Source organism: Niallia sp. FSL R7-0271 (assembly GCF_038005785.1).
Lineage (GTDB): Bacteria > Bacillota > Bacilli > Bacillales > Cytobacillaceae > Niallia.
In genome coordinates, this window is record NZ_JBBOTZ010000005.1 from 14,632 (window position 1) to 41,215 (window position 26,584).

General features: G+C 32.1%; 31 protein-coding genes, 1 pseudogene and 1 riboswitch. Of the genes and pseudogenes, 25 read left to right on the top strand and 7 right to left on the bottom strand.

Annotated elements, in window-relative coordinates; all coding sequences use genetic code 11:
* Positions 1–38 precede the first annotated feature (38 nt).
* Positions 39–521: a hypothetical protein gene (locus MKX82_RS29870; protein ID WP_341082297.1), complete on the top strand. Its 483-nt coding sequence runs from the start codon at positions 39–41 to the stop codon at positions 519–521.
* Between the two features lie 284 nt (positions 522–805).
* Here the strand turns inward: MKX82_RS29870 and MKX82_RS29875 are convergent, their stop codons facing one another.
* From MKX82_RS29875 to MKX82_RS29885, 3 genes and pseudogenes are all read right to left on the bottom strand, one after another.
* Positions 806–1,546: an AAA family ATPase gene (locus tag MKX82_RS29875; protein ID WP_445738873.1), complete on the bottom strand. Its 741-nt coding sequence runs from the start codon at positions 1,544–1,546 to the stop codon at positions 806–808.
* A gap of 30 nt (positions 1,547–1,576) precedes the next feature.
* Positions 1,577–2,959: pseudogene (locus MKX82_RS29880) on the bottom strand (Mu transposase C-terminal domain-containing protein); the annotation flags it as partial.
* Positions 2,960–3,016: 57 nt separating this feature from the next.
* Complete coding sequence (locus MKX82_RS29885) at positions 3,017–3,574, bottom strand: recombinase family protein (RefSeq protein ID WP_127738745.1); 558 nt, start codon at positions 3,572–3,574, stop codon at positions 3,017–3,019.
* Positions 3,575–3,953: 379 nt separating this feature from the next.
* Between MKX82_RS29885 and MKX82_RS29890 the strand changes: the two genes are divergently transcribed.
* Together MKX82_RS29890 and MKX82_RS29895 are read left to right on the top strand one after the other, a co-directional pair.
* Positions 3,954–4,481, top strand: coding sequence for a GrpB family protein (locus MKX82_RS29890; RefSeq protein ID WP_127738746.1), 528 nt, complete (start codon positions 3,954–3,956; stop codon positions 4,479–4,481).
* Positions 4,482–4,904: 423 nt separating this feature from the next.
* A complete protein-coding gene (locus MKX82_RS29895; RefSeq protein ID WP_127738747.1) occupies positions 4,905–5,663 on the top strand; it encodes a DUF5626 family protein in 759 nt (252 codons plus the stop codon).
* A gap of 44 nt (positions 5,664–5,707) precedes the next feature.
* Here the strand turns inward: MKX82_RS29895 and MKX82_RS29900 are convergent, their stop codons facing one another.
* Together MKX82_RS29900 and MKX82_RS29905 are read right to left on the bottom strand one after the other, a co-directional pair.
* On the bottom strand, positions 5,708–5,941 hold the full coding sequence (locus MKX82_RS29900; protein WP_127738748.1) for a hypothetical protein: 234 nt from the start codon (positions 5,939–5,941) through the stop codon (positions 5,708–5,710).
* A gap of 1 nt (position 5,942) precedes the next feature.
* On the bottom strand, positions 5,943–6,272 hold the full coding sequence (locus tag MKX82_RS29905) for an ArsR/SmtB family transcription factor (protein WP_127738749.1): 330 nt from the start codon (positions 6,270–6,272) through the stop codon (positions 5,943–5,945).
* A gap of 311 nt (positions 6,273–6,583) precedes the next feature.
* Between MKX82_RS29905 and MKX82_RS29910 the strand changes: the two genes are divergently transcribed.
* From MKX82_RS29910 to MKX82_RS29950, 9 genes are all read left to right on the top strand, one after another.
* Positions 6,584–7,234, top strand: coding sequence for a uridine kinase family protein (locus tag MKX82_RS29910; protein ID WP_182102337.1), 651 nt, complete (start codon positions 6,584–6,586; stop codon positions 7,232–7,234).
* A gap of 157 nt (positions 7,235–7,391) precedes the next feature.
* Complete coding sequence (locus MKX82_RS29915) at positions 7,392–7,991, top strand: DUF4304 domain-containing protein (protein ID WP_182102336.1); 600 nt, start codon at positions 7,392–7,394, stop codon at positions 7,989–7,991.
* A gap of 255 nt (positions 7,992–8,246) precedes the next feature.
* On the top strand, positions 8,247–8,639 hold the full coding sequence (locus MKX82_RS29920; RefSeq protein WP_182102335.1) for a DUF3888 domain-containing protein: 393 nt from the start codon (positions 8,247–8,249) through the stop codon (positions 8,637–8,639).
* A 190-nt stretch (positions 8,640–8,829) separates the two neighbouring features.
* Positions 8,830–9,213, top strand: a complete 384-nt coding sequence (locus MKX82_RS29925; protein WP_182102334.1) for a DUF3888 domain-containing protein — start codon at positions 8,830–8,832, stop codon at positions 9,211–9,213.
* A 274-nt stretch (positions 9,214–9,487) separates the two neighbouring features.
* The gene (locus tag MKX82_RS29930; protein WP_251647372.1) at positions 9,488–10,096 is read left to right on the top strand and encodes a recombinase family protein; all 609 of its coding nucleotides are present in this window, start codon (positions 9,488–9,490) and stop codon (positions 10,094–10,096) included.
* A 35-nt stretch (positions 10,097–10,131) separates the two neighbouring features.
* Positions 10,132–10,875 carry a hypothetical protein gene (locus tag MKX82_RS29935; protein WP_251647369.1) on the top strand — a complete coding sequence of 248 codons (744 nt, stop codon included), beginning with the start codon at positions 10,132–10,134 and terminating at the stop codon, positions 10,873–10,875.
* Between the two features lie 149 nt (positions 10,876–11,024).
* A complete protein-coding gene (locus MKX82_RS29940) occupies positions 11,025–11,405 on the top strand; it encodes a NucA/NucB deoxyribonuclease domain-containing protein (protein ID WP_341082324.1) in 381 nt (126 codons plus the stop codon).
* A gap of 29 nt (positions 11,406–11,434) precedes the next feature.
* The gene (locus MKX82_RS29945) at positions 11,435–11,740 is read left to right on the top strand and encodes a hypothetical protein (protein ID WP_251647367.1); all 306 of its coding nucleotides are present in this window, start codon (positions 11,435–11,437) and stop codon (positions 11,738–11,740) included.
* Between the two features lie 38 nt (positions 11,741–11,778).
* The gene (locus MKX82_RS29950) at positions 11,779–12,516 is read left to right on the top strand and encodes a hypothetical protein (RefSeq protein WP_285308680.1); all 738 of its coding nucleotides are present in this window, start codon (positions 11,779–11,781) and stop codon (positions 12,514–12,516) included.
* 231 nt (positions 12,517–12,747) lie between these two features.
* Positions 12,748–12,831: riboswitch (cyclic di-GMP riboswitch) on the top strand.
* Positions 12,832–12,894: 63 nt separating this feature from the next.
* On the opposite strand, the gene MKX82_RS29955 is transcribed toward MKX82_RS29950, so the two are convergent.
* The gene (locus tag MKX82_RS29955) at positions 12,895–13,053 is read right to left on the bottom strand and encodes a hypothetical protein (RefSeq protein ID WP_251647364.1); all 159 of its coding nucleotides are present in this window, start codon (positions 13,051–13,053) and stop codon (positions 12,895–12,897) included.
* Positions 13,050–14,150, bottom strand: coding sequence for a hypothetical protein (locus MKX82_RS29960; RefSeq protein ID WP_341082298.1), 1,101 nt, complete (start codon positions 14,148–14,150; stop codon positions 13,050–13,052). Before MKX82_RS29960 ends, MKX82_RS29955 begins: the two co-directional genes overlap by 4 nt.
* A 325-nt stretch (positions 14,151–14,475) precedes the next feature.
* Here MKX82_RS29960 and MKX82_RS29965 point away from each other — a divergent pair, with 325 nt between their 5' ends.
* From MKX82_RS29965 to MKX82_RS30025, 13 genes are all read left to right on the top strand, one after another.
* On the top strand, positions 14,476–14,790 hold the full coding sequence (locus tag MKX82_RS29965; RefSeq protein WP_285308682.1) for a hypothetical protein: 315 nt from the start codon (positions 14,476–14,478) through the stop codon (positions 14,788–14,790).
* Entirely contained in the window at positions 14,768–14,935 is a 168-nt protein-coding gene (locus MKX82_RS29970; protein WP_251647361.1) for a hypothetical protein, read from the top strand. Before MKX82_RS29965 ends, MKX82_RS29970 begins: the two co-directional genes overlap by 23 nt.
* On the top strand, positions 14,932–15,438 hold the full coding sequence (locus tag MKX82_RS29975) for a hypothetical protein (RefSeq protein WP_251647360.1): 507 nt from the start codon (positions 14,932–14,934) through the stop codon (positions 15,436–15,438). Before MKX82_RS29970 ends, MKX82_RS29975 begins: the two co-directional genes overlap by 4 nt.
* 8 nt (positions 15,439–15,446) lie before the next feature.
* On the top strand, positions 15,447–15,677 hold the full coding sequence (locus tag MKX82_RS29980) for a hypothetical protein (protein WP_285308683.1): 231 nt from the start codon (positions 15,447–15,449) through the stop codon (positions 15,675–15,677).
* 916 nt (positions 15,678–16,593) lie between these two features.
* Positions 16,594–17,712 (top strand): CHC2 zinc finger domain-containing protein, encoded by a 1,119-nt coding sequence (locus MKX82_RS29985; RefSeq protein ID WP_285308684.1) that lies wholly within the window; start codon positions 16,594–16,596, stop codon positions 17,710–17,712.
* A gap of 50 nt (positions 17,713–17,762) precedes the next feature.
* Positions 17,763–18,416, top strand: a complete 654-nt coding sequence (locus tag MKX82_RS29990) for a SprT-like domain-containing protein (protein ID WP_285308685.1) — start codon at positions 17,763–17,765, stop codon at positions 18,414–18,416.
* A gap of 873 nt (positions 18,417–19,289) precedes the next feature.
* Positions 19,290–20,810, top strand: coding sequence for a primase C-terminal domain-containing protein (locus MKX82_RS29995; protein WP_285308686.1), 1,521 nt, complete (start codon positions 19,290–19,292; stop codon positions 20,808–20,810).
* Positions 20,811–21,032: 222 nt separating this feature from the next.
* A complete protein-coding gene (locus MKX82_RS30000) occupies positions 21,033–21,272 on the top strand; it encodes a hypothetical protein (RefSeq protein ID WP_251647355.1) in 240 nt (79 codons plus the stop codon).
* Positions 21,269–22,198, top strand: coding sequence for a conjugal transfer protein TrbL family protein (locus MKX82_RS30005; RefSeq protein WP_251647354.1), 930 nt, complete (start codon positions 21,269–21,271; stop codon positions 22,196–22,198). Before MKX82_RS30000 ends, MKX82_RS30005 begins: the two co-directional genes overlap by 4 nt.
* Positions 22,199–22,633: a hypothetical protein gene (locus MKX82_RS30010; RefSeq protein WP_251647353.1), complete on the top strand. Its 435-nt coding sequence runs from the start codon at positions 22,199–22,201 to the stop codon at positions 22,631–22,633. It begins immediately after the preceding gene.
* Complete coding sequence (locus MKX82_RS30015) at positions 22,614–24,926, top strand: VirB4 family type IV secretion system protein (protein ID WP_341082300.1); 2,313 nt, start codon at positions 22,614–22,616, stop codon at positions 24,924–24,926. The genes MKX82_RS30010 and MKX82_RS30015 overlap by 20 nt, the downstream gene beginning before the upstream one ends.
* A complete protein-coding gene (locus MKX82_RS30020) occupies positions 24,927–25,484 on the top strand; it encodes a hypothetical protein (protein ID WP_285308687.1) in 558 nt (185 codons plus the stop codon).
* Positions 25,462–26,550 carry a peptidoglycan DD-metalloendopeptidase family protein gene (locus tag MKX82_RS30025; protein ID WP_251647350.1) on the top strand — a complete coding sequence of 363 codons (1,089 nt, stop codon included), beginning with the start codon at positions 25,462–25,464 and terminating at the stop codon, positions 26,548–26,550. Before MKX82_RS30020 ends, MKX82_RS30025 begins: the two co-directional genes overlap by 23 nt.
* Positions 26,551–26,584 lie beyond the last annotated feature (34 nt).

Sequence of the window (26,584 nt, forward strand, 5' to 3'; positions counted from 1 at the left end):
AATTTGAAAATGATAAAATCCCATTTTAATTTTTAAATATGGGATTTATCATTTTATTAGTTACGGTACTTAAATCAATTAAAATAGGAGGACTTTTTATTAAAAAATTAATTGTCTTTTTTATTGTACTTTTAATTGGGGGAGGTTTTTACATGTTTAAGAAAAATACTACTTCAAATAGTTATGAAGAATCACCACTTGCAGCTGGAATGAATTTTGATTTTGAACAGGTAGAACCATTATTAAATCGTATTAATTCCTCGGTGCTAGATTCTGGTTTTAGTCAGTCGGATATAAATTATATTCAGTCCGAAATTGAATTAATGATACACAATGAAGTTAAAGAAATTGGTACTTTCAATGTTGTATATAATGAAAAAAAAACTAAAATTAGAATTGAAGCCGAAGTTCATAGTGATGAAAATCCTCCAGATGTAGTTTTATATATGTACAGCACTCAAGAATTAGTTGACCTATTAGATGAAGCAATGATGGAACACGCGGAAGATTTAGGTGTCTAGGAGGTTATACTTCGTATAAGCATTAAGAATTCTAATTTAGAGATTCGATAATTCCTTAAATTATTCACTTTTGAGAAAATCAAAAATAAAGATGAAATAAAAATATCAAGCAGAGATTAAATCTGCTTGATATTTTTATTTCATCTAAAGTTTCATAACTTAAAAGAATTGACACCAAAAAGAAAACCTAGTTGTAAATTTTGGTTTTATTTTTCACTTATTTTAATAGTTATTTTTCATTAAATACAAAAAGCTATCCATAATAAAGGATAGCTTTTTTACTATTATTTAATTCCAATAACTAAACTATCTCTTGCGGCTTCAACAACATCTGTAGTTATAGTAGTAAGTTTATTAATTTCAAGAATTCTCTCTATCTGTGTAAATAGTCTTTGTATAAGCCTAAAGTTCCCTCCTGTTATCTTTATGATGTTGCTTATGGCTTCATAATCAGAAAAATCTTCAAGTTTTATAGAAAGTCCAAGCTCTTCCCATTTATACTCAAGTATATGATGAGCTTCATCTTTACTTAGTTTGTCAAACTCATGAGCAAAACCAATTCTAGAGTATAGTTGAGGATAACGAGCTAATCGTTTTTCAATTCCTGGCATTCCAATTAATATCATTGCTACGTTGTTTTGATCATAAATATCCCTAAGTTGTTCTAAACTTTGCAGTTTTAATCGGTCAATTTCATCGACAATGATTAAATCTATATCTTTATAGGAATCTGAATAATATTCTTCTTCGCCCGTAGTATGTAGTTTATACATCGCCTTTGACATATTTATTCTAAATCCTAAAGTATTGATATTGTCAGTCATTTTAGTAGATCGGACTGCTGGAGCTGTATAAAAAATTGTGTTGGCCTCAAGAATTGCTCCATCCGTTTTTAAAGGAATTTCATCTGCTTTTTTATAAGCTATTTGCTTCTCTATATTATCCCAATTTGTATAATACCTTGAAGATAAGGTTTTTCCGACACCTGGAACCCCATAACAAATACCTATATATTTATATTTGATACAAGCATCGCAAAATTCTGTAAAACGTTTATATTCTTCTTGTTTGGAATCTCTAACTTCTTCTATAACAGATTTTCTAGGTTCTAGTTGTTTCTTTAAAGTTTTTCTTACTTTATTTCGGGCAGAAACAATTTCTTTAAGATCTACGGTATAATCAGAGATTTCAGGAGAAATGGCAGTACATATGTATTTATCCTGATAAAATACTCTAATTTCTGCAATATCTCTTGGATTGTAACGAATAATCACAGTTTCACCAACGTACGCAGCTAAATTAGTATCTATATATCTCATGCCTTGAAAATGGATACCATCAGAATGCACTTTTCTTGGTTTTGCTACGTTTAATAATAATAAATCCAAAGTTTCTAAGCTTTCTGGCATATTAGGTAGAAATCCTGAACTATTCCAAGAATGTATTGGTTCCTTTTTTGTTGTGCCATGAATCCTATGGTGATACTTATATATAAGGAATGTTGAAAATTTTTCATCAAGTTCTTTAATTGTGAGAAGGGACTGGGTGGTTTGATTACCTAAATAACCAGGTAAATCTTGCAAAAACAATTGATTTACCGTTAGAAAAAACCTTTCAATTTTCCCTCGTCCTCTAGGAACACCTACAGTCGAAAAGACTAAGTTAATTTTCAAATCAATTGCTACCTGTTCTAAATGTTTAGAGGTAAAATCACTTCCGTGATCTGTGTAGAATTTTTCTGGGATGCCACATATTGGCCAATCACGATTTCCTTTCTTCCATATTGCTTGGTGTAAAACTAATGATGTGTTTATTGCAGTGGGGGATTCAAAGGATAAATAGTACCCAGCAATTGCTCGACTATAATCATCTAAGATAATTGTTAACCAAGGCCTTTCTGGTTTTCCTTTTTCATTTAACACGATAATATCTAGTAGAGTGTGATCAGCTTGCCAAATTTCATTGGGGTAGTTTGCTTCACGTCGATATATCAAATCATATTTGTTTTTATATTCTTTATTCCCTTCATAGGCTAACTTCTTAAGACTGGGTGAAAGAGATTTCGAAATGGAATAGACTTGATAATAACTAGGTTGTTTCCAATTTTTCTTTTTACATACTTCACATATTTTTCTATGGATAGAAGAGACCGAATTCCTTCTATGATTGAATATAAGGTTCTTTATCTCTTCCAATACATTATTCTCAACTTTAAAATCTCCTGAATCAGTACGACCTTTACGAATCAGACCCCTTAGTCCAAAATGGTTATACTTGTTAATCCAATTATGAAGTGTTCGTTTGGTAATGCCAGTTTCTTCAGCAATAGCTTTCAGTGGTTTTTCTTGATTAAGATAAGGAGCAATCAACCAATATTTATCCATAGCCTTTTGTCTTTGTTCTTCTGAAAATGATGTTAGTGGGGGAAGTTCACTCATATAAACAACTCCTTCAGAAATGGAAGCAACTAATTACTAGTTGATCTATTCCTATTTTTAATCATTATTGGTTTTATTCATTTTGCGGTAAAGAGTCATTCTGGATACTCCAGCTTTATCTGCTGCCTCAGAAAGTGTTATACCTTGCTCCATTAAATAAAAAGCAAAATTTATTTTTTCATTATCAATAGGCGGCCTCCCTGGTACTTTCCCTCGTTTTCTTGCAGCCAGAATTCCTTCTTTTGTTCGCTCAGAAGTTAAGTCACGCTCAAACTGTGAAATACCTGCGAAAACAGTAAAGAGCATTTTTCCATGGGCTGTTGTAGTATCAAGCCAGGATTCTTTCAAACTTTTTAAATTTGCACCCTTCTTTGCAATTAGTTCAGCAATCTCTATTAAGTCTTTAGTAGAACGAGATAGCCTAGTAAGATCTGTAACTACAACTGTATCCCCAGAACGTAAATATTCTAACAATTGATTTAATTCTGGCCGATTTCGTTTCGCACCTGTTACTTTTTCGAAAAAAATTCTCTCGCATCCAAATTCTACTAATTGTTGTTCCTGACGATCTAAATTCTGATCCATAGTGGAAACTCTCATATAACCAAATTTCATGAAATTCACTTCCTTTTCAGATTAATTGTATCAAAAAAGGTATAAAAATAGTATTGTTACATATTAATTTTGTTACATATTTTTGTTACAACTAGAATGCTATTTTAACTTTAAATTATTTATAAAACTGTTCTTGTAACAAAAATGACCGTTTTTGTTACAAAAAGATGTTTTTTTATAAGGGAAAATATAAATTAGGAAAGACCCTATAAAATGGAAATAGCTCTATATTCTTTTGGTGTGGAAATTTATGTAAGGATAAGTTAAAAGAAATTAGCTTGTTCCTTACTTATGGAATTAGAGTGGAAGTTTAATGGAAGAAGGATTTTAAGTAACAGTGCCGAATCATTTAAGTTACCCTTAGAATGAGGTGGTTAAAATGAAACTAGGACTAAAACGTGATGAGTTAAGATTAGAAACACATACCGTAGAATGGGAAAAAGAGTTTCATAGGGTGAAACAGGATATTCTAAATTCAACCCCTATTCAGGAAAAACAAATTGAACATATAGGAAGCACAGCTATTAAGGATATGGTTGCAAAACCAATATTGGATTTAGTTGTGGGTGTAGATGATATTGAAAATGTTGAAAAAACTATTTTTCAAGGACTAAAGAAAGCTGGATTTTTAAAACTTCAAGTACAACGTCCAAACGAAATCGTACTTGCAAAGTTTACTGATGAATCCTACGAAGAAAAGACCCACTTTATTCATTTAGTTGAATATAATAAAGACCTCTGGAAAAATTTAATCTTCTTTAGGGATTACTTAAATGCCAACCAAACAGCACGTGAACAATACAAAAGGATAAAAATTGAGTTTGTAAAAGAAAAAGATGGTGGAATTGATGAATACACCGACTATAAGGAACAATTCGTAAGTGAAATATACGGAAAAAGAAAATAGTTGTGAAATATCGAGGGCTTTGATCTAATAAGGATTAATACCGCATTTCCGGCATTCTCTAATAAAAGTTGAAGATTTTTAATAAGAATACTAGATAAGGATAACCTTCATATTTGGAGGTTATTTTTAAAAATAAGCGTACAATCGTTAATAGATTGGTAGTTTATATCAAAAAAGGAGAGTATACCTAAAATGGTATTACTCTTCTTTTGTCTTTCTAGTTATTGGCACTTTTTTATTCAGTTTTAGTAATTATTTAACGTTAATTTAATAAAATTCTATCAATCGATAATGTTTTTCTTTACCTTTTTTTTAAAAAAATAACATTTTATACAAAATTAGTAGATTTATAACTTGTATGGGTATATAATCAAATTGTTATTTGGGAAAATTTAAAAAATTACAAAAAAGATGGGTATCATTTTGAAGAAATTCATTACAGGTTTAACTATTCCAGTTTTAGCGCTTTCTCTTGGGTTGGGAGCTACCACAAGTTTTGCTAGTGAGTTAGATAGCCCAACCTCAAATAATGTAGTGGAACAATCTCAGCAAATAACTGCTGAAGATATAGCATCCCTAAAAGAATTTTTAACTAGTTATAATGTAGATGAGACAACTCAAGACCAATTGATTACAAAATTAAAGAATGGAGAAGTATGGGATTCTATTAAACAAGGTCAAGAACCAGTTAATACTGTTGAAAAAACAACAGAAGAAAATGGAGTTGAAACAATATCCACTTTTAAAGATGGTTCTATTGCAGTAACAACATTAGAACCAACTATTGTAGAATTTACAGAAAAGGCTCCAACTACTGGTGGTTTTTCAACATTTGCAGTTAGTCCAGGAACTGTTACAAGTGGAAGTGGTTATAAAAATTTCAAAAAAGCTAAAGCATATGTATATACTGGAATAGCTAATGCACATTTTTATGCTGATTTCACCATTGTGCAAGGTGGTAATGACTATATTTCACGAGTATATGACTATAAAATTGTAGGAATAGGCGGTACAGCTTCTTACGACAACCTTAAGATTACAAGAAAAACAGAAAATCTAAACGGAAAAGCATCTGCTAAACTTGATTTCACATGGGTTGCCTTTAACGGCGCAACAAGCAGCACTTGTTGGATTAAACTTTTTGTTGGAAAAGATTCATATAGTACTGACTATAGTTACTAATAAATAAAAAAAAATCTCTTTATTTTTAAAGAGATTTTTTTAATTCATTCAATGTCTTTTAACATTTTTTCAATATTATCTATTTTTTGATGAATTTCGTCTAATTGTTTCTGGTTACTTTCAATGTGTTGCTTTTCTAACCTTAATCTTTCATCAGCTCTTTTTTCATATTTTTTAACAGTTTTTACAATGAAAAAAAGAACAATTAGAATTAAAATAATTGGAAGAAAAATTTGCATTAATGAAAATAGACCTAAATAAGTAGTTACATTCGTCAAGTTAAAAATCTCCTTTTAAATTATCTTTCAATTCTTGTTGAAATAGTTTATAAATTACATTTTTATCTAACTGAATTTGAAAAGAACTTAATTCATAAAACTTTAACGCCTTACCTGATGTTGAAATTTCTAAATTACTTTTAACTAAATTAACCTCCTCTAATTTTTGCAAATGTAAGTAAAGTAAAGGCCTGCTAATTTCTAAATTACGAGCTAGTTCACTCACATATTGTCTTCCTGTTGCTAAAATTGCAATAATTTTTAATCTGTGTGGATTGGCCATGGCTTCAAGAGACTTCAATAATATTTCTTTAGAATATTCTTCTTTCATATGTAAGTATTTTATTACACGTGTAACACATGTGTCAATATTTTTAGAAAAATTAATTAAATTTCAAATATCCTAAAAATATATAAAAGGTGATCATCGAGGTTTAGTTAAAGAGTTTTGTCCGTTGAGACTTACTTTTTGAATATCAAGAAAAGAAAACAAAAAACTCTTATGGGAGAAACAGGGCAGGTTAGTTAAACAAGCAATAGAAGATTAATGATAAAATTTTAATGATAAAATTTAGCTATTGCTAAATCCAGTATAAAAGACAAGATAATGAACATAATTCGATAAGCGATTGGGAGGTAAATATGGAAAAGGTTCTACATAAGATAGCTAATTTGATTAACAGTAGTGATGAAAAAACGGTTATTGGGATTTCGGGTCATGGTGCATCTGGAAAGACAACATTTGCCCATAATCTGATTAAACTTCTGGGACATGAAAATGTGAATTATATCAATACTGACCCATATATCATTGGCTCTCATCTTAGAAAGTACACTATATTGAAATATGAATATAAGAATCAACACCATCAAGACAAAATGACAGCTTGTCATCCTTCTGCTCATAATATAAATGCTTTAGAGAGAGACCTTCAAATGGTAAGGGATGCTTTAGACTTTTATACAATAGGCACGCATTATACAGAGAGCGAGTTAATTTCTTCAAGAAATAAAGTGAATATTATAGAAGGGATGACCGTTGCCTTTACTGACCCCAATTTGTATAATCTAAAAGTTTACTTATATACTGATGGAGAAACCGAGCTGATGAGAAGAGGTATTCGTGATGTTTCTGAAAGGGGAATAGATATAAATTATTTAAGAAAATCTCATGAAGAGCGTAGAATTCAATATGAGTTATTTATGCATCCTTATCATAAGAATTTCGATATAGTTTTAAAAAATTCAAATGAAAACTATGTTCTTGAAAAAGGGCATTTACTTAATTTGTGAAAAAGTGTACTTACACTAAAGGGTGCTTTCCTTAAATGTAGGGTGCCTTTTCTTATGTTGCTAAAATGGGCAAGTTACTGTAATAAGGGGATGAAGGAATTATACTAAAAGAAGGAGAATATAACTCATCTAGGGTAAACGGAATGGAGAAATAGAGATGATTATGCAGGAAGTATTTAAACAACTTATAAAAGATGAAATTGCTCCTATATTTAAGGAAAATGGTTTTAAAAAGAAAGGAAATAATTTTGCAAAGACACTCTCTGACTTTGCATGGACTGTAAATATCCAATCATCTAAGTGGAATACAAAGGAAGAAGTGGAGTTTACTATTAATACTGGTATTTTTACTGATAAATTATTTGGAATAGGTTATAGAGAGGAACCACCCAAATTTCCAACAGAAATTAATTCGGTTCTTAGACACCGAATTTCTAAACTGAAAAATGAACAGGATTACTGGTATAAAATTAACTTATCAAGTGACTTAGCTAAAGTTAAACAGGAAGTAAGCAGTGATATAGAAAGTTTGGTTTTTCCATACTTTGAGAAATTCCAAACAATTGAGGACGTCATACAAGAGATGAAAAGAGAAGAATCACAAGACTCTTATAGCGATCTAGAACTAACTATTTTGTACCAAGTATATGGATATAATAAGGAAGCACAAGAAAGAATTATTAAAGCATACAACGAAGCTAGTTATAAACCATATATTAGAGAAGTGGCTGATCAACTAAATTTATCAATAGAGTGAATGGATTCTCATGTAAAAGAGCTTTATAGTCAATATGGCTAAAAATCTTACTAGTTTCTTCGGGCAATAGGAGGGGATGATCCATAAGGATTAATCCTCGTTTTTGGTTTTGTTACTAACGGGGCAGCATTCCTGTAATAATTGAAACCTGCTTATGGTAGAAACGCGGCAGGTTTGTTGCAGTAGTTTAAATATTTACCAAAAAAATCGAGTATATCAATTCTTTTTACTTGCATACTATTTATAGGTGATAATATGAAAAAATCATTAGTTCTGTTTATTGTTTTCCTTATATGTTTAAACTTTAATAATTTGGCTTACTCAGCTACTGTAAATGAGACGGATTCAAAGTTGTGTGATGCTCTAGGGTTAGCTTTAATCATAAGCTTAAGTAAACCAATAGATGTAGCAATTGCTAAAATTTATCAAGATGATAAGGAAGCTCCTGAAGGTCTGATTTGGGCTCCGTATACAACGAAAATCTTGAAAATAAAACAAACTAACGGAATTGGTGGAGCGTATGAAGTAACTTTAAAAGTATCGTCTTATTATGGTGCACATAATTTTTATGGTGAAGATGAAATAGTGGTCAGTGCAGAGGGTAAATTAATCTCATTTAAACATTTAAAAACATATCCAAAAGGATAGTATTAAAGTCATACGAATATAAGGTGAACAGAATTCAGCTGCTAAGAGCAGCTGTTTTTATTTTACAAACGTGGGAATCAATGCTTCTTTATTGCTCTGGTACAAACAGGGCAGAATAGTGACACAAAGGGACTGTAAAAAAACTAATAAAAAGGTAATTCAGCACACATAATACCACTGAGGTGGTTCAATGAATAGGAAAATTACATCCTTAATAGTTTTTATAATGTTATTAATAAATACACCCACGTATCCACTTGCTATAGAGTTACCGGAGACCATTAAGGAGGAAGAGTTAATAAATTTGTTAAATGAACAAATCCTTTCAGTGATTGGAAGTGATTGGTTTAGGGGAAACGAAAAAATATTAGAAGTAAAACAAGATGACGGTGGGACAGTTGTAGTAAAAGTTCAAGTGGTGAGCTTTGAAGGTCCTCATAATCCTCCTTACTTGCAAGAGATTATTACATTTAAAGTTAAAGGACATAAAGTTGTACCAATTGATTACTTCAATAGGGTCATTCCAGAAAATGAATGGGACAAATTCAAAATATCTGAAGCCATGAATGATTAATTAAACTTTAACAATATTAACAAAAAGGGATTTTTTAGAAAAGTCTCTTTAATTAGTCGCTTTAGTAGAAGGATTCTCATAATAAATGAATAAAAAAGGAAGAGTTTGTGAAGAAATGTACTTAAGCTAACGGGGGCGTTAGTAAAATAAGATGTTTCAATATAAGAGTTTTTTAGTGTAAATTATCGCTTAAATTAAATGAAAAATAACTCTTAAAGTGACAAGTATATAAGGCGGTGTCATAACTTATATTCATAAATAAAGGGGAAAATTAATGATTTATGGTTATGCAAGAGTAAGTACATACGGTCAGGCTAAAGATGGAAATAGTTTAAAAGACCAAATAAATATATTACAAGGTTATAATTGTAATGAAATTGTGGAAGAGTCATTTACTGGAAAAACGATGGATAGACCAGCGTTTAATGAATTACTAAAGAAATTAAATTCCGGTGATACATTAATAGTCACTAAATTAGATCGTTTTGCGAGAACCTTAATTGAAGGGGAAAAAATAGTTTCCGAATTAATTGAGAAAGGGGTTAAGGTGATTATTGACAATATGGGAATGATTCTAGATAACACATCTAGTAGTAAATTAATGAGACAGATTTTTTTTGCTTTTGCCGAATATGAACGCAATATGATTGTAGAGCGCACACAATCCGGAAAAGCGATTGCGAAGCTTCGAGAAGACTATAGAGAGGGGAGACCCAATAAGTTTAGTCGCAAACAGATAAAACATGCTTTAGAATTGCTCACAACTAATTCTTATAAGCAAGTTGAAGAAGTAACAGGAATCAGTAAAAGTACGTTAATTAGAGCAAAGAAGAAAGAGTACTCTAAAATTACAGAAGATGATAGAGAATTGGAGCCCGATTAAAGTGGTTTTCTAGAGTGAGAAAGAAGGGAGATTACATGACTAAAAAAAGAGATATAGTTACACAGAGATTGTTATTAATAGATTTTATTAACATTATAATGCTTGCCATTCCTACTGCAGCATTTCTATTATTAACATTGTTTTATGGACTAACATTTTTTGTACCAGGTTTGTTATTTATATTATTGAGTACAGTTTTATTTGAAATTTATATCAGACGTAAAAATAAATACTACGCCTATCGAATTACTAAGGCAGAATATGAAAAATTAAAAGAAAAGAAATTAATCCATTATACTAATAAGATTAATGAACAGGAATTTGAACTATATAAACAAACAGGAATGATTAAATTAAGTGCTGGAATTTCAGCTAAATCAAATTACATAATGAAATTTAAAGAGAAAAGGAATGCTTTTATATGGTTCCATAAAGAAGAAATTTGTAATGAACCTGGATTACATTCATTTTTATTTAATCATCTACATGAGCTACAACCGAGAAAGTATAAAGTAATAATAGAACCTGCTCATATTAATAAAGAGAGAATCCTAGTAAGACCGGATAATCAGAATATTATTATAGAAGACGATCTCTATATTAAAGCTACTGTAGAAACTGATTTCAAGTGGTGCAATGATAAATTCTATTTTAAAGAGATATTTTTCCCTACTTTATATGCAACTCGCTATGTTATATATCCTAAATTTCATCAACTATATGGAGAGCTAAAGGATAAGAGAGAAGTTAAAAAGAAGAAGCCGAAAGTAATTGCATAGTATTTTTTTTAAACACGGAGTATACAAGTATACTCCGTGTTGCACGAAAAAGTTGTGAAATTGTTATAGATATAAATAAGAATGTGAGGTATAAGTTTTTGAAGAAAATATTAGGTGCTGTAATTATTGTTATTATTTTAGCTATAAATTTGGTTGAAAAAGATACTGAATGGTTCAATAAAAAGACTCCAGGTAAATTAGATAGTTATGATTATGTCATTGATTTTCCAGAAGAAAAATATCCAGAAACAGCAGCACATATAAAAGAAGCTATAAATAATGGTGAATCGCAAGTTTGTACTATAGATAGAAAAGGAGCTGATGAAAATAGAGAATTATCATTAGCTGGTATACCGACAAAAAAAGGATATGACCGTGATGAATGGCCAATGGCAATGTGTGAAGAAGGGGGGAATGGGGCATCTGTAGAATATATTGTTCCTTCTGATAATAGGGGAGCAGGATCTTGGGTAGGAAATAGGCTAGAAGATTATCCAGATGGTACAAAAGTCTTATTTAATGTAGAATAATATAATAAATAGATTAAAGGATTGGTAGCATGTTAGTACATAATAGTAGTGAGAAAACTGTAATTTACTATAAAAAAAAATCTCATTTTCAATCAGACGGAAATTTAGTAGAAATATATTCTGTAAATAAACAAACTTTATATCCAAACTCTGTAATGGTTGAAGATGAAGTCCTGGCTGCTGAAATAACAGAAACACCTATAGACCAACTAACTAGTGAATTTCGATTCATAATAGAAATGGGTAATTATGATTTATTAGCAGAAAAAGAAAATATTAGTGAAGTGCATGCTAATGAACTAATTAGAAAAATTGAAATGACAATTATTCATTAAATACTATTACTAGAAATGAAAAATTAAGGGGGAAAGTAATGGCTAAAAGGAAAAGAGCTTGCTTGTTCTGCGGAAATACTGAAAATTTAACTAGTGAACATGTTTTTCCTCAATGGTTATTAGATGGAATGGGTATTCGTAAGAAGAAAATGGATCTTTCGCATCTTACTCTATTAGGAAACTCAATTAGTGAACGACCGTTAACTCCAAATACATTAATCAATGGATTAGTTTGTAGGAAATGTAATAACGAATGGTTAAGTCGAATGGAGGACGAAATAAAGCCTTATTTGTTACCCTTAATTAAAGGAGTCCCACAGTATCCATTAGAAGAATATCATAAGGAATTATCTCTTTGGGCTTTTAAAACTGCTATTATTTTGAATAATGCAAGTAACTATCGAAATATAGTTCCTAGAAGACATTTTCGTTATCTTTATAAACATAGACGAATTCCAGAAAATGTGTGTGTGTTATTTGGTATAACGGAAAATATAGTAGATTTAAATTGGGTTCAAAGTCAGGGGGTTATGCATTCAGGTATAAATAATTCCATATCGGAGGATACCAGATTTCATGACATTTATAAAATTACAATACAGCTTGGGCCTATATTAATTAAAGTTATTTATAGTCCTTTTTATGAATATAAATACGTGCTAGATAAACCAAGTCATATGATGTTACATCCTTATCTAGCAGGAACAGGGAAGGATTTTGTTGCAGCAGAGGATTTAATGTCATTTGATATAGAAGGTTCAATGTTTAGTAGATGAACAATTAATTTATAAACACACCACTATTCGGGTAATCTATGACCAACAAATTGCTACATACTTGAGTAAATACATAATGTTCCTTTTAGTAAAAGCTATTGCCTATGGCAATAGCTCTTGGAGTGTATAAAGACCGCCCATGATCTTTACGCTGCTTATTTTAACCTATTAAAGTATTTGTTGCAATTTTAATAAATATTTGATTTAATATAGGTATAAAGTATTATGTGAACTTAAATTAGAAGCGATGATAAATTATCTGTATGTGGGCACTTGGATAATTTGTAGCTAGTAGTGCAACCGGCTAATTAAACATTACATTTGTTTAATTAGCTTTTTTTTGTGCAAAAAAAATCCAGTCTAAATTTTGGACTAGATTTAAGGTGTAATAGTATGTTTGGCAACTTTAACAACTTGAACAGTGCTAAATGGTGTAATAGTATGTTTAGCAATAGATTCACTAGCAACTTTATTTTCTGTATTGTTGATAGCTCCTATTGAAAATAGTAGCATTCCAGCTATTAATAATCGAATCACGAATGCAACACTCCTTTATAATCCATTTTCTCTTTAGCTGTAACCATGAGATCATAATATTCACATGCTAACTCAAAGTCGCCGTTATCTTTATAATATTGTGCCAGAATACTGCTATATTGCTCTACAAAGTACCATATTTCTGAATCTACGAAGTAGTTAATAATTTCAATATATTCATCTTCTAACTCTCCGTAGCTGTTATAATCCGGATCGTAGTTTGTTTTTAGAACCCTAAAATGATATATGTAAGACTGGTTATTCGCATCATGAGAAAGGCTTGTCCCTTTTTCATACCATTCATTACCTTCTTGTATTTCATCTAGGCGGTAGGATTCACGTGATAATAAAAAGTAAGTTTTTATTAAATGTTCGGAATCATATTTGCCAGGAAGTGATAGGGCTAATTTTAAATTTTTAATAGCTTCGGCGGATTTATTTTGTTCACCATAAAGAAAGCCTAAGTTATGATAAACTATCTTCTTTATTTCCGGATAACCGTTAGATTCGCCTAATTTCAAAGCTTTTGTATAGTGTCTTTCTGCTTCGTTATATTGTTTTATTTCATAATGATTACTACCTAAAAGACATTGACAATCAGCCATTCTTTTTAGCTTTTGGTGTTGTTTGAATAACTCCAATGCAGCATGAATATGTTGGATAGAGAGTGTTATTTTATTTGCTTCATAATAGACAGCTGCTACATTATAATGATACTCAGCTACCTCAATGGAATCCTCAATATTTTTAAGTTTTCTGCCTGCCAATTTGTATTCGTATATGGCTGCTTCAAACTTATCATTCAAATAGTTATAAATCCCTTTAAAGAAATGAAAATAGAAGTAATACGCAGGATCTGCAGTATCCAAATATCTTTCCATCTTTATTAAGTATTTTTCAGCCTTTGGCATGTCTTTTTCCAGAATTGCAGTTCGGGCCTTTAAGAGTATAATTTTCTTTGAATCTGAAACGCTGTATGTTAATGCGGATTCTTGTTTGAATTGAGCACGAATAGATAATGCCTTATCCAATTGTTGATCCCTTAGATAAGTGTTCCATTTGTCTAAAAGGCTTTGTTTGGTATCTAAAGCCAACATGTTTTATTTCACCTCTTGAATTAAATTATTATGAGAATTATTATTATGAGATTTTAATTATAACACTTAAATCTAGGTTATAGTGACTAAAAATGTGGAAAAATATCGAAAGTTACACAAAAAAATGATTTTTATATAGGTATTTATTCCTATTTTCATCGAAAATATTATTGCGATTATTTGTAGGTAATTGTAGTACTTTTTATTGACGCTAATAAAGTATACATGTATACTTTAGGTAGGCTATCAAATTATTAGGGGGTTTTAAAATGAAAACCAATTTTTCTTTAACTGAAAATCCGATTCTGCAACAGGGGGAGATAATATGAAGAAGATATTATTTCTAATTATATTAGGATTCTTCTGTATGAAGTTCTCGCCTTTTATCATGTTATTTTTGATGTACGGGGGCATATACCTTTTATCTAATTATGATCCTGCCCTTAAGGTAAAGATGAATGAACATCAAGCACAAATGGTTGATATGTTTGGAACTTATTTTCATGATATCTACAAAAGTTTGTCAGCACCAATGACAATCACTTATTTCTTTTACTTGCTTTTAGTTATATCTGGATTTATTGGTATCAAGATGCTTATTAGGGAGGTCAAAGGACATGGCCGAACAAAAGAAGCTTAAGAACCAAGAACGAGTTATGTTTATAGAGATACTTGCAATGAAGACTGGAATTAAGAAGGAGTACTTTGAGAGGATTTCTGATAGTGATTTAGAGTACGAATATCTTTCACAGTTAGAAGATCATAGGGAGGTTTTAAGCCTATGAAAAGGAACTTAAAGTTAATCACTAAAGAACAAATATATAAAGAACTGCAACAGACAAAAGAAGATATTAATATAGCTATAAAAGAAAGCAATGAGTACTTACAAAACCAATTTGAAAACGATATTTCTTTACTAATAGAAATCTTCTTTAATGCAGCGCCTTACAATGTAGAACAAATAGAAATAGTTTCTTCAAGAATAGTTCCTTTTTTAGAGTCGTTTGAAATAGAGTCAGTAATAAAAGACATTATAACCGCCTTAAGATTAGGGTATTTGCACCAAATCGAACATATTAGCACAACTGAAATGTGTTCGGAATTAGGTATAAGTAAACAGGCTATACAGAAGTACTATTTTGATATTAATGAACCAGAACAGGTTATTAAAGCAAAGAAAATAAAACATCCAATGATTCCAGTACAAAGGTACGTGAGAATAGTTGTTTTAGCGGAAAGATTGGATTTTGAGTTATTTAAAAATTGGTATCTAAATGAAAGGAAGTAAATTTAATTATGAACTGTTCTAATTGTACAAAAGGAGTTTTAGAGTTTGTTGGTTATTTGAATTTTTATATGGGTGGTACGGTAACTTATCAACCTGAATTGTATCGAGATAAAGAGAAACTAAGTACTTCTATCCAAATTTGTAGTTTTTGTGGTGATACAAAGTTTACCAGCCACCCAAAATTATTAACAGAGCTAAAAAGAGAAATTAGGGAATCACAATATCATTTTGTTAAATGAAGAGAAATATGGGGGAACTATCATGATAGGACTTATACAGGTTGGGTTAATACTTTTAGCAATTGTTGTTATTTTATTTTTTACATTTAAAGAGTATAGGATACAAGTTATACGTATGGGTATAGTGTTAGTTGTAACAATATTAGGTTTTGTATATTTGTACTACTTGAATCCAGATGCAACGAGCTTGAAAGATTATCTAAAATAGAAATTAAGATATTAAGGGCGGCAGCACTCACTCCTGATAAGCAGCTGTTCCCCTATCGGTCCACAGCAGCCAACCAGGAGTAGGTGTCGCTACGGCACTAAAAAGCTCGCTAACCACGGACTGTACGGCTATCGCCTACATTCCGTAGGTTCCAGATCTTTTTGCCTTTCAGGCCGCACCGCACGAGCCGAAGACCGTTAAAAACCCAAAACCTTAAACCCGAAGGATAGCAGGCTACCGCCTGCTTTTTATTATGGCATTTTTCCCCTTTTGCCTTCCGTATGGTATTGATTCGCACGGCCACTAAGGCTGCAGCAGGCAGGACACCCGAACCTTTCCTGCTGCAGCCAAAGTGGCCGAGGGAACAGGTCAAGGGGCCAAAAAGTTTTTCGCTTTAAGAGCAAAACCGGAAGCGAAAAACTTTTCGTCTTTAACCCTTGACCCATTCCCTATACGATCAATTCATACTCCATGTCAAAACGGGAAAAATAATTCCCTTTTTGGGAACTACCTTCCATCCGGAAGGCAGGGGAAAAATAAAAGAAAAAGACCATTTAAAAGACAAATTGAAAAGATATACATGTATACCTTATAATAAAATAAAAAGCCATTCTGAAAACAGAATGACTAGTAGGCTATCAAACCAAGAGGTTTAATACCTTTATTATAGCAGATTACAAAATTACATAAAAGTGAGGATGTTATATAATGGGTAAATTTTACGACAGAGTTGTAATAGATGAATTGTTAGGTGCGGTTTCTTTTGAACAAGTTTTAGACTATTATGGATATCCATTTAAGGGCCACGGTAAAAATAGGGGAAGTCAGTGTCCTAAATGTGGGAAGGATCATGACCATTTTAAGATTAATACTTATAAAAATCTTGCTAATTGTTTTGTTTGCTCTTTTAGTAGTAACACTATTCAGTTTGTCCAGGCCGTTGAGGGTTTAGGGTTTATTGCTGCAGTAGAAAAATTGGCTCACATCTGCAATTTTAAATTACCAGAGAATACAACAAAAAAGAAAAGGAATTTTTCTGCTTCTGAAAGAATTATGTATCATGCAGTTGAATTTTATAAAAAGCAAGATACTAGCTACCTAGTTGAACGTGGTATAAAAAAAGAACTAGCTGATGATTTTAAGATTGGATATGCAGCTGGGAATACAGTTTTGTTAGATTACTTAAGTAATAAAGGCTTTGAAAAGAAGGAACTTTTAGACTCAGGATTAGTTGTAGAAAGAAATGGAAAGCTAATGGATTTCTTCTATCAGTGTGTCATATTTCCTGTTATTCAGAGTGGTGTGATTGTTGATATCTATGGTAGACATATTGGTAAATCTAAAATAAAACATGTTTATTTAAAAGGAGACTTTATCTTATTTAATATTGATAACGTTAATGAGAAAAGACCAGTTATTTATGTAGAGAGTATAATAAACGCCTTATCTATTATTAGCGTTGGTTATTCCAATGTAGTTGCAGTTGGAGGAGCATCTAAATTTTCAAAACGTCATATCTCATTACTAAAAGGAAAGGGCGTTAAATCGTTAATTAATGGTTTTGACACAGGAGATCATTCTGGAGCCGGACAAGAGGGAGCAATTAGCTCAGGTAAACTTATTGAACAAGAAGGAATTCATCATAAGGTAATAGAGCTTCCAAAAGATATGGATATTAATGAATTAATCACATCGCACAATGGCCCAACAGAGTTTAAAAAAAGGTTAATTCAAGCTAATACTACAGAGGAATTTGAGTTGAGATACAGACTATCTAAAATGCCTACATCCTGGATTGAATCATATTTAAGTGAGAGAGCACTATAAGCATTTAATTTATTTTTGAATATTAATATTCAAAAAAACGGAGGGAGAAAATGTCTAATATTAATGCAGCCACAAAAGAACTACATAGAGCCTTTAGTTTATTAAATAAACAGTTCTTTAAAAGTCAGTTACCTGAACCAGCAATTACAATTCAAACAAGTGGTAAACGTCTTTCAATGGGATGGTGTTCATCAAGAGAAGTCTGGTCAGATAAAGAAGGAAAGATAAGAAAATATGAATTAAACATTTCAGCAGAGTATTTAAATATTGAATTTATGGAAACGATGGATACAATGCTTCACGAGATGATACATTTATACAATGCTGTTAATGGGGTTAAGGACACTTCGAGAAACGGAACCTATCATAATAAAAAGTTTAAGGCTGAATGTGAGAATAGAGGTTTTTATTTTCCGGATGCTAAACCTAACAAAAAATATGGTTGGGCTTTTCCTAAGTTAAAGGAAGAAACAAAAACAATCATAGGAAGTTTGGACATTCGTACTGATGCTTTTATTATTGCTCGTAGAGATCCAGTTACGGAAGAAGAAAAGGAAATAGAAAAAGAAAATAACTCAGAAGGGAAAAAGAAAAAATCTTATAAGTGGGTATGTCCGGGATGTGGTGTAAGTGTGAGATCCACAAAAGAGAGAATTAGTATAAATTGCGGTGAGTGTCTAGAAGCCTTAGTATTGAGTAAATAAAAAAAGGCCGTAAAAAAACAAAGTGCCAATCAGATTGGCAGTCCGATTGGCCCAAATAGTATTATCATAGAATGATAAACATTCTACTCCATTGAATAATACAATTTGTTTTACTTTGAGAATTTACTAATTTGTAATTTAATTATATAAATTTTATAGCAAGATTGCAAGAGCATATAAGAAAATATTCTACCATTTTTAATGTATACTTGTATACCTTTTTGTCGAAAAAATTATTTTTCGTTTTTTTTCTTCAAATAATACTACACAAAAGGAGAAAATTATGGTAGTTTTAATAGTAGAATAAAGAAAATTAAATATACCTAGTAATCACGTTACTCCATTTCGTCGATTATTAGATAAACTTGTTGGCTGGCCCCCGATAGGTGAGAAAAAGACGTAGATCTAGTATTGAGGTAATCTATATACAAATAGGTTAGTTGAATACTATTTATGTCTAATTAAAGCATATCCCCAAAATGGATGTGCTTTTTTTGTGGACTTAAATACATACATAAAGAAGATAAATAATACCAACATAAATCTAAAAAAATACAAAATAAAAAAGCGTGCTACCAACACGCTCAGAAGAAGTAAGCTAGTTTGCCGACTAGCTCTAAAAGCCAATGTGTTGCTACCAACAACACATCAATTATCATTACTTAGATATCATTATATTAACAGTTTTTCTGTATGCTTGCAACAACAAGTGTATAGTTTTTTAGTGATATTAATATTTAATATAATTGTATCCATTTCTATATAGGTGTAGACCTTTCTTTTGGCTGTCTTTAGAGACAAACAGGCGTAACTAGATTACTTCTTTAGGGTAATAGTTGCGCTTTTTGTTTGGCCAAAAGGGAGGTTATTTTTATGCAAAGGAAAGATATTCATTCTATTGAAGTGATTCAGTTCATGACTCACAGCAGTTTGAAGTTATATAAGAAGGTGGGATCTAAAGCACCTTTACATAAGAGAACTAAATATGAGCAATCGCTTAAGGGTGAAGATAAAAAGGGTATTGTTTTTGTTTCCTCTTCGAAAGAGGATCTAACAAATGGAGTTGGACATATTGTAACTTCTTATGAGACGTTGTACCAGCAAAAAAATTCACTTACACATTGGACACCAAATACGTTCAGAGGTGGAAGTTACTATGACTTCAAGAACAGAGTTATAAAGGGGCATACTAGAGATAATTTAAAGCAAATAAATGTTATTGGTTTTGATATTGATACTAAAGAGATTGACTTGTACGCCTTGTTTTTAGGTTGTGACGAATTAGGGTTACCAAGACCAAATGTACTTCTAGAAACACCTAAGGGGTTTCAGGGTTTCTTTGTGTTGGAAACACCTTTTTATATCAATAAAAATAATGACTTTAAAGCTTTACGAGTGGCTGAACAAGTAGCAAGTAATGTTTTAGAATCACTAAAAAAGTATGTGCCAGTCGATACAAATTGTACTCCCTTTGGTTTTTATCGTATACCCAATGACTTCAATTTGATTTACTTTGATGATAAGCCGGCTAATACTAGCCTTCTTATTTCATGGTCAAAACAATATGAAGAAGAAAAAAGGCGTTCAACATTCAAGGTTGTTTTTGCTAATGGAACAGGAACTTGTCAAACTTCTACAGAATGGTATTCAGCTTTACTTAATAATAAAGAAATTCAAAAAGGGTTTCATGGTTCTAGCCGGAATAACGCTTTATTTACACTTGCAGTTGCGAATTTTGCTAGTGGTATCTCATATGAAGACGCATATGATACCTTAGACCAATTTAATAGTAATTTAAGCGTTCCTTTATCTGTTAGAGAGTTTGAGCGAACAGTTAAATCAGCTTATTCAGGAAGATACAATGCTCCAAAACGTACGTATGTTGAGGGGTTATTAGAGATGTGGACAGATGGCAGCGTTAAATACCAAGGTAGAGAAGGCTGGTATAAATTTAAAAAGTCCAGAGAAGAAAGAGTACGTTCCCACTATCAAGAATGGGAAGATGACATTAGTCTGTTTTTAGACAAACATATAAGCCCCGAAAAGCCGTTTTTTGAGGGTTCTCTTCGTGTGCTTTCTGAAACTATTAATATACCTTTATCTACGTTAAAAGAGGTTTTAAAGCGTTCTAGCAAGCTAGTAAAAAAGACAATAGGGCGTGGAAGAAGTGCTATAACAATGATCACCACTAAAGCAATGCTGTTTCGTAATTTATTACATAATCGCCAGCAGTATATCAAACAAGCACAACTTAGTTTTTCAGAACTGCTACCAGAAAGTGATGTAGTAATTCATTCTTTTGATATTCCATATCTAGATGAAGTAATAATTACACAAGAAATCGACCTGATATACAGGGGCGGCGCTTCACCACCGGACAAGCTTGTTGTTTAGAAATTAATAAGCCAGTGTGCCAATACATATCTATACTACCCTTTGGCCTCCCACTCTAACCCATGGCTTTATATACTCTATTGGGTACGTAGAATTAATAATCTTAATAAATTAATAATAAGTTATTGCTAAAATATACATGTATACTTTATAATGTTTCTTAGGGTATACGTGTATATCTTACATTGCACTTATTTTTATTAAGAAAGGATGTGTGGGGGAGTGCCACCGTTTATTACAGGTCTTAGGAATTTATTAGATGATGCTGCTGGATGGATGCTTTATTTAGTTCCAGTTGCAATTGTCGTAATTGTTATTTCTACTGGATTTAAAATGTATCAAAATAATGATCCGCATGAGGTTAAGGAAATTAAGGCTAAAGGCTTTCGTGGGGTAATTATTACAGGAATTATAGGTTCAGCTACATGGATCTCTAATTATGTTTGGGGATTATTTTCATGAAGAAGTCAAAGTTATTTGTAATTATGGGGGCGATGGTGGCTATACTCACTGTCGCTTCTCCTGCATCTGCAGAAGGTTTTTTACCTGACTTCTTAAATCCAGGAAAGATGATGCAAGAAGCTATAGTTGATTTCTTCAATGAGATTGCTTCTGACATAGCTACTGCAGCATTTGAGCTTCTATCTGACTATGTAATAGGAATCACTGAAATTGATAAAATACCATCGATTAAAACCTTTATGCAGTGGTCTCAGGCAGCTGGGGGAGTAATAGCAGGTATATTCTTCGTTAAGAGATTAGGGGAAGCGTTAAGAGATGAACTTACAGGGGAAACTACACCTAATATTGCTGAAATTATTGGTAGTTTTGCTGTATCTTGTGCCTTAATATTTGCTACACCTTATATTATTTTAAATTATATTATCCCGATTAATAATCAGGTTGTTAAGGCAATTTCAAAGCTTGGAATTGACGTGAAGATCTATGATGACGTTATAGATATGATGACTACAGGGGATCAAGGGTTGCATTTTGTGTTTTTATTCTTGATATGGGCGTTTGTATTTATAGCATTTTCAATATCAGGTGCTATTCGCTATGTTGATTTAGCAGTCTTATTGATTATGGGGCCTTTAGTAGCAACTTCTTATGTGAACAGATCCCAAGTATATGCAACTTATTGGACTGAGGTAGTTGCGGTTGTATTTACACAAAGCATCCATATGTTGCTTGCTTATTTTGTAATTCAATGGGCTTCTGATGGGACGTTCTTAGGATTCTGTTTCTCTTTAGCTGGAGCCGTTGTTGCCTTACGAGGGCCACAAGTATTAAGACAATTTTTATATACAAGTGGCTCTGGTGGAATGTTACAAGGTGCTGGGCGAATGGCATCTTATAAGTTTCTAATGAAAGGCGTTGGAAAGTAATTGAAATATAAAATACCACGTAACGTAAAATCCGGTCTTTCTTTTATTGGGTTAGAGGTGAAAGGTTGGTTACTTTTTTTGCCGACAATCGTTGTTTTTGGTGGATTAATAATATTACTCATTCCTGATATAAAGCTAAAAGCAATGCTCTGTATTCTAACAGTTGGGATAGCTTATTTTGCTTTTATGGTAGATGAAAATACTGGCTCTATGAACTATACGGTTATTACAGAACTTATTAAATGGTTTAGGGGCGAAAGAGTAATTGAACCTGTTTGGGATGAAACCTTTGACAGATATCACACCCTAAAAATCAAAAATAAGACTGTAGATAAAGAAATCCTAGATTCTTATAAAGCTTTTCTAAATAAAGAAAATGAAAGTGGTGAAATTAATGAAACTGAGCCTGCCGTTTATGGGGAAAAAGAAGAATGAACCTAAAAAACAGACTATACCAATTAAGAGTATTGATGACTTAATAGAAACGGAAGATAAGAAGTATGTTGCGGTATTAAAGGTTGTTGACCCGTTAAATACTGACTTATTAGGAGTGGATGACATTGTTCCGGCAATCAGTGCTATCCAGGATTGTTGTAATACTTTGCAGGAAAGGGCGCAAATATTAATCAGCTCTGAAAGAGTAGATATAGAAAAATATTTAGATTATTTAAGGGAGAAAGCTAATCAAGCTACTGATGCTTATACCTTAGACCGTATTCAAGCAAAGATGGATTACTTAGAATCAAGATCACTAAGCAGCAACACAATTTTAAATTTCTATTTTTCTATTCGCAGTCAATATAAAAAGATTCAGGAAGCTTACGATGAATTACAGGATTTAACTAAGGCGTTTCAAGAATATCTCCAAATGGGGGATATGCATTTGCAGCTAATGACAAAAAAGGAAGCGATGAAGGTTTTTTATGGAAAGTTAAACCCGAATACTTCCTTAGTTGAGCCTTATACAGCAGATATGAACCTTCAAAATATTTGTCCTGATGTTATTAGAGATAAAGGCCAAACCTTAGAAATGGACGATATGCACTATAGTTTTTACACATTTTCTTCTTTTCCGGACGAAGTTGAACCTAGTTGGCTAAAAAGAATAATGAATGTAAGAGCAAATATTGATTTATCAATTAATATGCAGCCAGCAGATAAAACTAAGATTATAAATGCTACTAATACAAGATTAACTAATATTGGTGTTCGATTAGAAGAAAACATTCCACCAAAGCTTAAGAAAAAATATGAAAAACAGCAAAAAAGCTTGGAAGAACTCTTAGAAGAATTACAAAATGATTCTGAAAACATATTTGATACAACATTTATTTGTGCTATTAGAGAAAAGAAAGAAGAAGATTTGGCGACGGCTGAAAAGCGATTAAAAACTGCAATAAGTTCTTCTAAGTTAAGAAGTAGAAAATTGAAGTATAAGGGCCAATTTTTAATGTGGTACACCTTACCGATCTGTTACTCAAATCTTGAGTTTGAAACTAAAATAAGTTGGCCTATGCAATCCTCGACAATTGGTTCTATTTTGCCTTTTGATTCTAGTGAGTTGCAGGAGAATGATGGAATACTTAAAGGGTTTCATGCTAATCACGATGCTCCAATAATTTATAATCGTTATAACCGTAATTCGTTTAATAATCCTAACGAAATGGTTATGGGGGAATCTGGATCTGGAAAGAGTTTTTATTTGAAAGCTGATATGTTAAGACAGAGTACTAGTGGACATAGTAAAAGATTATTTGTAATAGACCCTGAAAGAGAGTACTTTTTGCCAAATGCCAATAGGGTAATCTTTAAACTTGGTTCAGAATTTACTACTAATCCATTTCATATTAGATCAACAATTGTAGACTCAGATAATGATTCAGAAGATGGGAAAAATGATGTAGGTCAATATCTCCGGAGAAAAATAGGGGATATGATGTCATTCTTTATATGGATAATTCCCTCACTAGATAACATGCCAAAAGAAAAGGCAAATTTGATTCAAGCTATTACAGATTCTTACGACAAAGTTAGTAATTTAAACTTTAACTCTACAAAATTACCAGAAAGCTTCCCAACTCTAACAGACTTAAAGGAATCACTAAAACAATTTGGTGATAGTGGACAATGGATAATTGACAGCATGTACCCTTATATTGATGGGCCATATGCTTCAATGTTCAATGGTCAAACTAACTGGGATTTTAATTCTAAGATTACAGTAATGGATATCCATGAACTTAGTGACGATGTTAAAAAGCCACTTATGGATTTATTGCTTAAGGATATTTGGGAAGAACATAAGATAGACAGAGAAGAATTAAAAGGTCTTTATGTGGATGAAGCTTGGCTACTAGCTGATGAGAATAATCAACAAACCATGTATTTCTTGCGAGAGATAGCTAAAAGGATTCGTAAATATGGTGGCTTCTTAACAACAGCAACACAAAATGTGGACGACTTCTTAACTATCGGAAAATATGGATCTGCAATATTTAAAAATGCACACTTCAAGACATTTATGAGACTTGACGAAAAAGACATTGAAGAATTGAAACGTTTTATGTCCTTTAGTGAAAAAGAATTGAAAATACTTGGCCAGAAGAAATCCAAAGGCCGTTGTATTCATATGGCAAGTTCTAAACGTATTGAGATGCAAACAAAGGCTTCTCCTGATGAATTAGCTATCATAGATCCTAAGCAGGCTAAAGAGCTGGATATTGCTTAAATGAAGCAGTATTTAACTATATTATTAGTCCTTGGTGTGTTGGTTGGCGGCATGTATGTATATAAAAGTTTTACCAATAATGACAAATCCCTTGAAAATAGTAAGATACAAAAAGAACAAGAAGAAACAGACAGCGTGCCGATCCAACGCATTGACGATGAAATAAAAGAAAAAACTCTAAAAACTGCTGAAAAGTTTTTAGAAGCTTATATAAACTATGATAGCGAGAATCCAGCTGATTACGTTGATAAAATGAAGCCATATGTAACAGAAGAATTTTTTATAGGACATGTTCAAAATCCAAAAAGAGAGCCCTTAGAAGTGAAAACATATAGAATAGGTGAACTTCATATTTCTGTAGCAGAATCGACGGAACATGTAGGTGTTAGTTTGTCAGATGAAATAACAGTATTTGGAGAAGTTCATAGATTAAAAACCACAACTGATAACAAAGAAATAGAAGAATATAAGGAGTATTGGCTAGTGTTTGATAAATATAAGAATGATTACCTTATAAAGGGGATAGATATACAAGATGGCACAGGCCACGAGCACTAAAAGCAAAGCAGCTGGACTGGCATCTTCCATCTTCACACTAGCCAAGATGCCATACGTATTTCTCATTGTGATATTTGTTTTAATTATTTTTCTAATTGCTCCTTTTATGTTGTTCTTTTCTAATAATGATACCTTAACAGGCGGGGATGTTTCTGGTGTTGGTCAGACAGAAATTCCTACTGAGTATATGCCAATATATCAAGCAGCTGAAAAAACTTATAATGTCCCATGGTATGTTTTAGCTGCTGTTCATAGAATTGAGACTAACTTTGGAACTATTAAACCTATGATTAGTCCAGTTGGGGCGTTGGGACACATGCAGTTTATGTGTAAAACCTGGGTTGGTTGGTCAAGTCCTGGAGGAGACGGTATAGGAAATTGTGATCCTTCTATAAACTATACTAATGTCATACTTATTAAGAAATATGGTGGATATGGAGTGGATGGGGACCGTGATATGAGAGCCGATCCATTTAATCCAACTGATGCTATATTTACAGCAGCTAAATATTTAGCTGCTAATGGGGCAGCTAGTGGTAATGTTGAAAATGCGCTTTATGCTTATAATCATAGTACCGAATATGTTCAAGAAGTTATGCAATATGCACAGTCTTATGTAGTACAAGCAGATATGACACCAGACGGAGCTTATGAGGTTGATGTTGGAGACTCTGGTTTAGCCTGGCCAGTTCCATGTACAAAGAGAGTAACATCTGGTTTTGCTGTTCGTACAGATCCGTCTACAGGGGTGCTTAAAATGCATAATGGTATTGATATAGCAAATGGTCAAACTTGTTTTAGAACACCAATAATTGCTGCTGCAGATGGTGTTGTATCTTATGCCGGAGCATTAGGAACGTATGGGAATGTTGTATTTGTAGATCATGGAAATGGCATGCAAACAAGGTATCCTCATATGGATTCTGTTTCAGTTAGAGTAGGACAAAAGGTAAAGCAAGGTGACAAAGTAGGACTATTAGGAAGCACTGGTGATTCAACTGGCCCGCATTTGCATTTTGAAATAAGAATTAATGACAAACCTTATGACCCTATTAAGTTTTATTAGGGGTTAAGTTAAAGGAGCAGAATATATTCTGCTC